The 1,306-nt window shown below is 69.5% G+C and carries 1 protein-coding gene; it reads left to right on the forward strand.

The window, feature by feature from the left end:
- A partial coding sequence (locus tag DT076_RS19095; RefSeq protein ID WP_325048390.1) for an IS30 family transposase occupies positions 1 to 1,299 on the forward strand: 1,299 nt, incomplete at its 5' end.
- Between the last annotated feature and the right edge of the window lie 7 nt (positions 1,300 to 1,306).

Below are 1,306 nucleotides of genomic sequence, written 5' to 3' on the forward strand. Positions count from 1 at the left end.
GGCAGGTTCAGGAGCCAGCGCAACACCCGATCGGTGGAGGCTGTTGTGGTTGTTGCTGCTGGGGTGAAGGCGCAGGCGTTGAGGTTGATGGCGGAGGGCTACTCCAGCTACGGCGCAGCCGCGGCGGTCGGGACCGACCCGAGCTCGGTGCGTCGGTGGGCCAGGGTGGCGGGCATGGTGTTGCAGAAGGGTCGGGTCGGTGGGCTGACCAGGGCCTCGCAGTGGCGTCGGTCACCGCGCTCGCGGCCACAGCTGGCCGCTGTGGGTGAGGAGGCGGTGCCGGACTTCGTCGACGGCCGGGGACGGCTGACCCAGGCCGGGCGGGTGCTGATCCAGATCCGGTTGGGTGAGCAGCAGCGGCCGGCGCGAATCGCTGCCGAGCTGGGGGTGCACCGCTCGACGGTCGGGCGGGAAATCGCCCGGACCGGGCAGGGACGCTACCGGGCGGTCACTGCCGAGCGGGCGGCTCGACAGCGGCGGGCCCGTGACCACCTCCAGCGACGCAAGCTCATCCCCGGGTCCAGGCTGCGGGCCCAGGTGGTCTCCTGGCTGGACCAGCGGCTGTCACCGGAGCAGATCAGCGGCCGGCTGCGGCGCGACTTCGCCGACCGTGACGATATGCAGGTGAGCCACGAGACGATCTACCAGGCGCTGTACGTGCAGGGAGCCGGCTCGCTGCGCCACGAGCTGGGTGTGGTCAAAGCGCTTCGCAGCGGCCGCACCGCCCGCAATCCCCGCTCCCGTCTGCCCGCCCGCAAGGACCGCTCCTGGGTCGGGGATGCAGTCTTTGCCAACCGTCCCGCCGAGGCCTGCGACCGAGCCGTGCCCGGGCACTGGGAAGGTGACCTCGTCATCGGTGCCACCGACACCGCCTCGGCGTTGATCACCCTGGTCGAACGCCACACCCGGTTCACCCTCATCAGCCGGCTCGACGTCCACGACACCGCCACCGTGACCGAGCGGCTGTCCCAGATGGCCGCGCAGCTGCCGGTCTCGATGTGGCGCTCGCTGACCTGGGACCAGGGGGTGGAAATGGCAGACCACGCCCGCTTCAGCATCACCACCGGCTGCCCGGTCTTCTTCTGCGACCCCCACTCACCCTGGCAACGCCCGACCAATGAGAACCACAACGGGCTGATCCGTGACTTCTTCCCCAAAGGCACCAACTTCAGCCGCATCAGCGACGCCGAAGTGGCCGAAGCCGAGCGCCTCCTCAACCTGCGACCCCGCAAGGTCTTGGACTACGCCACCCCGGCTGAGAAACTCAACGAACTACTCACTGTTGCGCACACCCCTTGAATCCGCC

Source organism: Desertihabitans brevis (assembly GCF_003327535.1).
Taxonomy (GTDB): Bacteria; Actinomycetota; Actinomycetes; order Propionibacteriales; family Propionibacteriaceae; genus Desertihabitans; species Desertihabitans brevis.